Origin of the sequence: Aeromonas finlandensis (assembly GCF_000764645.1) — a bacterium.
GTDB classification, from domain to species: domain Bacteria; phylum Pseudomonadota; class Gammaproteobacteria; order Enterobacterales; family Aeromonadaceae; genus Aeromonas; species Aeromonas finlandensis.
The window spans coordinates 1-8030 of the sequence record NZ_JRGK01000137.1 but is presented as its reverse complement, the minus strand read 5'-3'; the positions used below and the strand labels follow the sequence as shown (position 1 = coordinate 8030).

At 55.7% G+C, this 8030-nt stretch carries 11 protein-coding genes; all 11 read left to right on the top strand.

What is annotated here, in order from left to right:
* The first annotated feature begins 505 nt into the window (after nt 1-505).
* Entirely contained in the window at nt 506-757 is a 252-nt protein-coding gene (locus LD28_RS0111485) for a hypothetical protein (RefSeq protein ID WP_033137103.1), read from the top strand.
* A 308-nt stretch (nt 758-1065) separates the two neighbouring features.
* A complete protein-coding gene (locus LD28_RS0111480; RefSeq protein WP_033137102.1) occupies nt 1066-1338 on the top strand; it encodes a helix-turn-helix domain-containing protein in 273 nt (90 codons plus the stop codon).
* Nucleotides 1339-1352: 14 nt separating this feature from the next.
* Complete coding sequence (locus tag LD28_RS0111475) at nt 1353-1718, top strand: hypothetical protein (protein WP_033137101.1); 366 nt, start codon at nt 1353-1355, stop codon at nt 1716-1718.
* On the top strand, nt 1715-2614 hold the full coding sequence (locus LD28_RS0111470; RefSeq protein WP_081959531.1) for a PD-(D/E)XK nuclease-like domain-containing protein: 900 nt from the start codon (nt 1715-1717) through the stop codon (nt 2612-2614). The genes LD28_RS0111475 and LD28_RS0111470 overlap by 4 nt, the downstream gene beginning before the upstream one ends.
* Complete coding sequence (gene bet, locus LD28_RS21965; RefSeq protein WP_050514313.1) at nt 2611-3579, top strand: phage recombination protein Bet; 969 nt, start codon at nt 2611-2613, stop codon at nt 3577-3579. Before LD28_RS0111470 ends, bet begins: the two co-directional genes overlap by 4 nt.
* A 49-nt stretch (nt 3580-3628) precedes the next feature.
* Nucleotides 3629-4717, top strand: a complete 1089-nt coding sequence (locus tag LD28_RS0111460) for a hypothetical protein (protein ID WP_033137100.1) — start codon at nt 3629-3631, stop codon at nt 4715-4717.
* A 22-nt stretch (nt 4718-4739) separates the two neighbouring features.
* Complete coding sequence (locus tag LD28_RS0111455) at nt 4740-5654, top strand: DNA cytosine methyltransferase (protein WP_033137099.1); 915 nt, start codon at nt 4740-4742, stop codon at nt 5652-5654.
* On the top strand, nt 5654-6232 hold the full coding sequence (locus LD28_RS0111450) for a phage N-6-adenine-methyltransferase (protein WP_033137098.1): 579 nt from the start codon (nt 5654-5656) through the stop codon (nt 6230-6232). Before LD28_RS0111455 ends, LD28_RS0111450 begins: the two co-directional genes overlap by 1 nt.
* 308 nt (nt 6233-6540) lie before the next feature.
* The gene (locus tag LD28_RS0111445) at nt 6541-6741 is read left to right on the top strand and encodes a hypothetical protein (RefSeq protein ID WP_033137097.1); all 201 of its coding nucleotides are present in this window, start codon (nt 6541-6543) and stop codon (nt 6739-6741) included.
* A 56-nt stretch (nt 6742-6797) separates the two neighbouring features.
* A complete protein-coding gene (locus tag LD28_RS0111440; RefSeq protein WP_050514312.1) occupies nt 6798-7205 on the top strand; it encodes a hypothetical protein in 408 nt (135 codons plus the stop codon).
* A 142-nt stretch (nt 7206-7347) separates the two neighbouring features.
* Nucleotides 7348-8030: Arm DNA-binding domain-containing protein (locus tag LD28_RS0111435; protein ID WP_033137096.1), on the top strand; the 683-nt coding region annotated here is incomplete at its 3' end.

The window sequence follows — 8030 nt, the reverse complement described above, 5'->3', positions numbered from 1 at the left end:
GCTCAGGGCAATACCGGCCATCGAGGGATGGGCTTTTGGTGTTGATGATGAGCGCCTTCCGCTAATAGCAGCAAAGGATGTCATCGTACTTGGAAAGATGATTGAGCGAAGAGGTTAACTCATTGATATACATTGTTTAAATTTTAAACACCTCATCAACCCCAACAAATTTTAAAGAAGCCTCGCCAATCGGCGGGGCTTTTTCATTTAAATAATTCACGAAAGTGTGTTGACCAATCGTTCCCGATCGATAACAATCGATATCGTCAACTATCGAGAACGATATTGCTGAGATTGAACCAGCAACAGGACCCGCCCTTTCACCAGGGCATGCGCCTCACCAGCGCGTAAGAACGACAAAGCCCGCACAAGGCGGGCTTCGAAGAACCAGGGTACCACCCCTAGTCAGGATGCCAGGGGACCAACCCCAGCAACAGGACCCAACCACGCCAAAGGCGAGGAAGGAGTTAACGGGGACCAACCCGCCAACAGGAGCAAAGGTACCATGGCCAAGAGCATTTTATCCAGAGCGGCTAAATTCGCTGACCAGATTGTAGCGACCATCTCCGATCAGCTGAACGGCAATAGGGCTCGTCGGGCCGCGCTTCATCGCCGCATCAGCATCATTGCTGACGATATTCGCCGCCAGAAGCTGGCAGAAAAGCGAGTCATCGCCAACCAGCGCCTTGGCCGTATCCCACAAGGCCACCGCCTGATGCTGAACCTGACAGCACAGAACCACCGCCACGCGGTCTAACCCGGGTCTGGCGCTTCCCTGATAGCGCCGTAGCCAAAGCCTCTTTCTCAAGCACCGCAAGGATGCTTTGGCTTCGCTCACGCCAAATTCGGCTGAGCTCGCTCTTTAACAATCTGGATTGGGCCGTCACCGCTCGTAATCTGCTGGCCCGGCAGATCCCCGCTAACCCGTTCGAACCGGAATGTGGGGCTGGAAGGTGACAGGGCACCGGCTTGCGAGCCGTTATCCCAAGGCGGCTCCAGTGGAGCGTGCAACGCCATAGCGTTGAAGCTGTGGCCGCCTTCGGATAACCACCAAAGGACCCAACCATGAAAAAACATACCGCACAGAGCAACCCGACAATCCCCCTACTCAATGACGAATGCCGCAAGCGTCTGCGCCAGTTGCGTGAACGCCTCGACTTGAGTCGGCCGAAGTTCGCTGACCTGTTGGGCATTCCAGCCACCACGCTCAAGAACTACGAGCTGAACTACCGGGAGATTGGCGGCGGAACCCTGCTGCTGCTCGCCCAGCATCCTGAACTGTCTATTCACTTCCAGTGGCTCACTACAGGCCAAAAAGTAGAACAGGCAGAAACCTAACGGAGGAGTTCACCATGACCAACGAACACACCTTGCTTGCCCTGCTCGACAGCGAAGAGGCCGAGGCCAATGCTGAGACTGAATGGGTTGCTAAATGGGTAGAGGCTAATCACCTCCCGTTGTTATCAGACCAGCTCGATATCGATGCCGCCACTCTATTGGCAGAGGTCAATGCCGACCGAGCTACGCAGCTTAACCAGGCGATATATCTGCTGATGGTGACTGGCGACAAAGTGCCGCTCACACTGCTGATCCAGCGGGTGCTGGATGCCGGGCTGAATATCCTCGCCTCGCAGGCTTGGAATGAACACGTTGCCGAACTGCACGACACCATGAACGCCGAGCGGTGGGAGCAATACCAGCACCGGAGCGCCGCATGAACGCCGCCGTCGATACCATCAACGTCCTACAGGATGGGCTCTCAGCAGGATGGTTAGACCTGCTAGGTGCTGGCATTACTGCCCTGCCGCGAGGGCTGGTGCAGGGCCTGTCAAACGAGCAGTACCACTCTGGCCCCGGGATCAGCAAATCCCAACTCGACGATATCGCCGAGAGCCCCGCCACCTACGTCTGGCGCAAGAGTGCGCCAGTTGACGAGGAAAAGCTCAAGGCGCTGGACATGGGCACCGCCCTGCACTGCTTGCTGCTGGAGCCGGAAGAGTTCAAGGACCGCTTCATCATCGCCCCTAAATTCAACCTCCGCACCAACGCTGGCAAGGACGAAGAGAAGGAGTTCATGGCCAACTGCGCCGAACTTGGCAAGACCATCATCTCGTTCGAGGACGATCGCAAGCTGCAACTGATGCGCGAAAGCGTGTTCGCCCACCCCGACGCCCGCTGGCTGCTAGAGCAAGACGGCATCTGTGAAGGCTCGCTGTACTGGACCGACTCAGAAACAGATGAGCTCTGCCGCTGCCGCCCAGACAGGATGCTGACCGGCCACCCCATTCTGGCCGATGTGAAGAAGGTGGACGACATGGGTCGCCTTAGGCGCCATGTCGAGGAGTTCCGCTACCACGTTCAGGACGCCATGTATTCCGATGGCTATCGGGAAATCTACGGCGAGATACCTGACTTCATCTTTATCGCGGTCAGCTCATCCATTGAGTGCGGCCGCTACCCGGTGCGGGTTCGCCCGCTGGAGCAGGAGTGGAAAGAGGAAGGCAAAGACCTCTACCGCCGCGACCTGCGCAAATTCCACGAGTGCCGCGTCAACAACGACTGGCACGACCTGATACCACTTACCCGCCCTGCATGGGCAAGGAGAGCAGCGTGAGTAACATCGCAACCATCAAACAGCAGGCGGCTGAGCACTTCGCCACCCAGTTCCCTGCCCTGGCACAGCGCGGTATCGACGAAGCACTCTGGAATGCCTTGTGCAACACGGTGTTCCCTGGCGCTAATCCAGATTCGATATTGATGGCATGGGACTATTGCAAGGCGCGCGGGCTCGACATCCTGCTCAAGCCAGTGCATCTAGTACCAATGCAGGTCACAGACGCACGCACCAAGGATAAGACGTGGCGTGATGTGCCAATGCCAGGCATTGGGATGTACCGCATTCAGGCCGATCGCTCTGGCAACTACGCGGGCGCTGATGAGCCGGTGTTTGGCCCTGATGTGGTTGAAGAGTTCCCTGACCCCTACAACCCGCAGAGCAAGATCAATATCACCTATCCGCAGTGGTGCAAGTACACCGTCTATAAGGTGGTGAATGGGCAACGGGTGGCTTTCCATGCCTTGGAGCGCTGGAAGGAGAACTACGCTACCCAGAGTAATAAGACTGAGTGCCCCAACTCCATGTGGCGCAAGCGACCCTATGCCCAGCTGGGAAAGTGTACCGAGGCGCAGGCACTGCGTAAGGCATGGCCCGAGATTGGCAGTGAGCCAACCGCCGAAGAGATGGAAGGCAAAGAGATAATCATCAACGAGATCCCTGGCGCACAGCTACAGCAGAAGGCCATCAACCGAACGCTCGCAGCCATGAAGGGCGGAATGGAGCAGCCTGTCACCATCGAAGCCGAAGCGCAGCTGCCCCTTGATACCAGCGAGCCGGTTGACCACGCCAATGCCTACGCTGACCACTGCGCGGCCATTGAGGGCGCTGCTTCTATCGAGGAGTGGACGGATGCCTACACCACAGCGTGGGCATGGGCCAGCGAAACCGGCGACCACACCATAGCCGACAACATCAAGCAGGTTGCTGGCGAGCGCAAAGCCCAGCTCAACAAAGCCAAATAACCCTACCAGCCCGCCAACCAGCGGGCTTTTTTATACCAAAGGACCCGCCATGACCGAACAAGCCAAGACCGACACCGCCCAGACCCAGCTGGTTGTCATCGAACCAGCCAGCGTTAATGCCTTGTTTATTGACGGCGTAGGCCTGCACGAAATGCTTGCCGCCGTGCGTCAGCAGGTAACTAACATCGTGCCAGACGCATCCACCGCCAAGGGGCGTAAGCAGATCGCGAGCCTGGCCCATGCCTGCGCCAGATTCAAAGTGTACGGAGAGAGCTATGGCAAGGAGCTGGCCGACGATCTCAAGGCGAAGCCCAACAAGCTCGACGCCAACCGCAAGATTTTCCGTGATTTCATGGATGCCCTTAAAGACGAAGTGCGCACACCGCTCACCGAGTTTGAAAAAGCAGAGGCAACCAGGGTTGTAGACCTGCAAGCCCGCCTCGCCCGGATCAAGGCGTTCAGCGCTGCAGCCAGCACCGAGTGTGCAGCGGCAGATCTGCAGGCCATGCTGCTGGAGGTCGAGCAGACCGCGCTGGACGACACATGGCAAGAGCTGCTGCCTCAGGCGACCGTTGCTCAGGGGCTGGCAGTCAAACGCCTAAGCGAGACGCTGGCGGCGCGCCAGAAGTATGAAGCCGAGCAGGAAGAGCTGCAGGAACTACGTAAAAAGCAGGCCGAGCAGGATCGCATCGACCGCGAACGCCTGATAGCAGATCAAGCCGCTGAGGGCGCTCGCATCCAGGAAGAAGACCGTCAACGTCTCGAGCGTGAAGCTGCTCAGCACCGTGAGCAGGAAGCTCTGCGCCAAACCCAAGTAGCAATAGAGCGCGAAGCTCAAGCCCGATGTGATGCAGAAGCTGCCGAGCTGGCCCGCCAACAAGCTGAAGACAACGCGGCACAACAAGCTGAAGAAGCAGCGACTCGCGCGGCAGAGCAGGAACGCCAGCACATTGCCGACGAACAACGCCTCAAAGACGAAGAAGATGCCCGCCGCCTTGCCGACCAAGATCACCGCGGCCGGATCCACGGCTCAATCATGATGGACATGATGGGGCTCGGCATTGAGGAAGAGAAAGCTATAAGCCTCATCGCCCACATAGCCAAGAACCAGATCGCGCACCTGACTATCAACTACTGATAACAATAGGAAGGGCTGGAATATGAATGCGATTGACTTATTTGCTGGCTTAGGTGGCTGGTCTACAGGTGCCGAACAAGCTGGCTGCAAAGTATTGTGGGCAGCAAACCATTGGAAAGATGCTGTCGATTGGCATAGCGCCAACCATCCAGATACTCAGCATGTCTGCCAAGACCTAAAGCAGGCAGATTGGACACAAGTTCCCAAGCATGATCTTCTCCTCGCTTCCCCTTGCTGCCAAGGACATAGTAAAGCTCGCGGCAAGGCCAACGGGAACCCGCAACACGATGGAAGCCGAGCTACCGCATGGGCTGTGGTAGAAGCGCTTGAATTTCACCGTACACAAGCAGCTATTGTCGAAAATGTGCCTGAGTTTATACAGTGGCCCCTCTATCCTGCTTGGGTTGCTGCAATGCAAGCCATTGGGTATTCATTGGCTCCACACATCATCAATTGTGCAGACCTAGGTGTGCCACAAGAACGGATGCGCTTGTTCATTATCTGCACGCGCTCCGCTACCCCTCTGACACTAAAACTGCCACGTTTTGACCATGTTCCTGCATCGTCATTCATTGATTTCTCAGCTGGTCGCTGGTCACAGATAGAAAAGCCACGTCGAGCAACCGCAACCTTAGAACGCGTCGCCAATGGCAGAATGGCTCATGGTACCAGGTTTGTGATGAGCTACTACGGCAACACACGCACGGGGCGAAGCATCAAACGTCCAATAGGCACCATTACAACCCGAGATCGCTGGGCCGTAGTTGATGGAGACCGGATGCGTATGCTGATGGCAGAAGAAAACCTACTAGCCATGAGCTTTCCACCAAATATCCTACGTCCCAACAACCATCGTCTGACTGTTCACATGGCTGGCAATGCAGTACCACCTCTGGCAGCCAAGCGAATAATAGAGGCATTGATAGAGGCTCTGTAATGGCTGATTTCCGAGGTTCAACCACCCCCTCAGGCACCCGAGATCTCACCCAGACGCCAATGTTCCTTTTTAGAGCCCTGAACCGTGAGTTCAACTTTGCGCTTGATGCTGCAGCCCTACCAGAGACAGCCTTATGCCAGCAGTACCTGACTCCCGGTATAGATGCCCTCAGCGTGGATTGGGGTGACTTCATCAGCCCCTTTCTCCGCGCGCCCTGGGCTTGGCTTAACCCACCCTATTCCGATATCGGTCCATGGGTAGATAAAGCCGTCGAGCAGCAAGGTAAGGGCATCGGTACCGTCATGTTGGTACCGCAGGACACCAGCACTGAGTGGTACCCCGGGGAGATGGCCAGCGAAGTCCGCCACATCAAGGGTTACCACGATGAACATGGCAAATGGCGTAATGGCCGGATCAATTTCATTAACCAGGCTACGGGCAAAGAAATGAAGGGCAACCCCAAAGGATCCATGTTGCTCATCTTCGCCCCAAACTGGCACGGCACCTGCCGAATTTCAGATATCAGCAAGCTATCCCTAATGCTCGCAGGAGCAGTGCCCACTAGAGCTGCAGCCTGATACCCCCAAATCATCCACTGCCAGGCACACAGAAACAGTGGATAACTTTTAGGCACCCCATGAAAGACATTGAATCGCCCTACCCCGGCGCGGTGATCGCTGGGCTAGGCGTAGTCATGCCCCATCCATCACAACCTGGACAGTTCGTCTTGCCAGGTGGGATTACCTGTAATCGCCACAAAGCTGAAGAGGCAGCGCAAAAACTCCATGCCATGCAAGTCACCCTCAAGCATCAGATGCAGCTAAGTGGTGGGACTCAATACATTTTCCAGCCCCCACCATCCGAGCCGCAATGACCCGAAAGAGCCATGACATATTCACAAGTTAGTCAGCTGATGATCTTGGCGCTGCTTATTGTAGGGACCGCTGTCGGCATGCTGGTCAATATTGTCACCCCAAGCATCACAGCGAGGGGAATGACTGCCGTTCTGATCTACTTCTTCGGCGCAGCAAACATCTGGCAAGTTGAACGTCTTGTCAGAGCTCTCACCAAATACTCAGACCATTAACGGCCCTTCCATCAATCCAATTGGCGCCCCATCCTCAAGGACCGGAGGGCCACACCATGCAACAGCTTCAACTCATCGACCAAGACAGCCAACTACTCACCGAACTGGTTAACACCATACTATCCCCCACCCTTTCCCGAGCAGCCAAGCTCAGTGATATCGGACGCGTCCTGGCACACTTCGACCTGCCTATCGACGCGCCCCGGGTAACAGGCCAGCTCTGGAACGCCACCGCTCTGGGCAAGGAGCTGGGGGTGAGTGCGCAAGCCATCGGCAGGCTGGCCAACCAACACAACCTGAAAACCACCGAACTGGGGGAATATCGCCTGGACCAGGCATCAAACTCCCGCAAGCAAGTTCAAACCTTCTACTACAACCCGCTCGGGCGCCACCGGCTTGAGTTGTTACTGACCGCGAGGACCAAACCATGCATCAATTCGCCTACCCCTGTGCTAAGTGGATAAGACCTAAGTTATTTGCAGTGCTGACAGGAATGACAGAGAAAGCCGCAGAAGGACGGCGCCTGAAAGGAGAATGGCCTGAAGGCCGTATCTGGTGTTATGCCCCTGACCGCCAAGTCAGGTACAACATAGTGGAGTACGACAAATGGGTCGAGTCATCGCCATAGACAACCTGTCCGCACTGATTACAGGTCTACCGGGTATAGAGATACACGGCAATAAATTACGACTTTGCTTCAGCTACAAAGGACATCGCTGCCGCGAGGTCCTCGACATCCCCCTGACCAAGGTCAACATCAAATTCGCAGCAAACAAACTTGCTGCGATTAAGCACGAGATCGCGCTGGGAAATTTCGACTATGCCAAGCACTTTCCCAGCTCCAAAACCCTCATTCGCTTAGGAGTGAAGACCACCACCAACATGAATATGGCCGAGAGCATCACTGCGTTCCTCGAGAGTGTAGGCCCGACAGTAGGTATCTCAACCAAGCGATCATATCTCAGCGCCTTTAGAAGAATGACCCTCTTTCTTGGTCAGGAAATGCGTATCGCCGATTTGCTGCCTATGCATATCGAAAGACTGCGCAACCACCTGCTCAGCGATTGCCAACCCAGATCTGTCAAAACCTACCTCGGACATGTAGGAAACTTGCTGCGCTGGGCAGCCCAAAATGAGCTTATCGAAAGGCAGTTTGATGTCCGCGTCAACTCGGCAAAAGTAAGTACAGGAAAGAGCGCAGACCCTTTCGAACTCTGGGAGTTTCAAAAGTTGCTGGATGTGGCCCCTAACAAGCAATTCAAGAACATGCTGTTGGTACTGGCCTACAC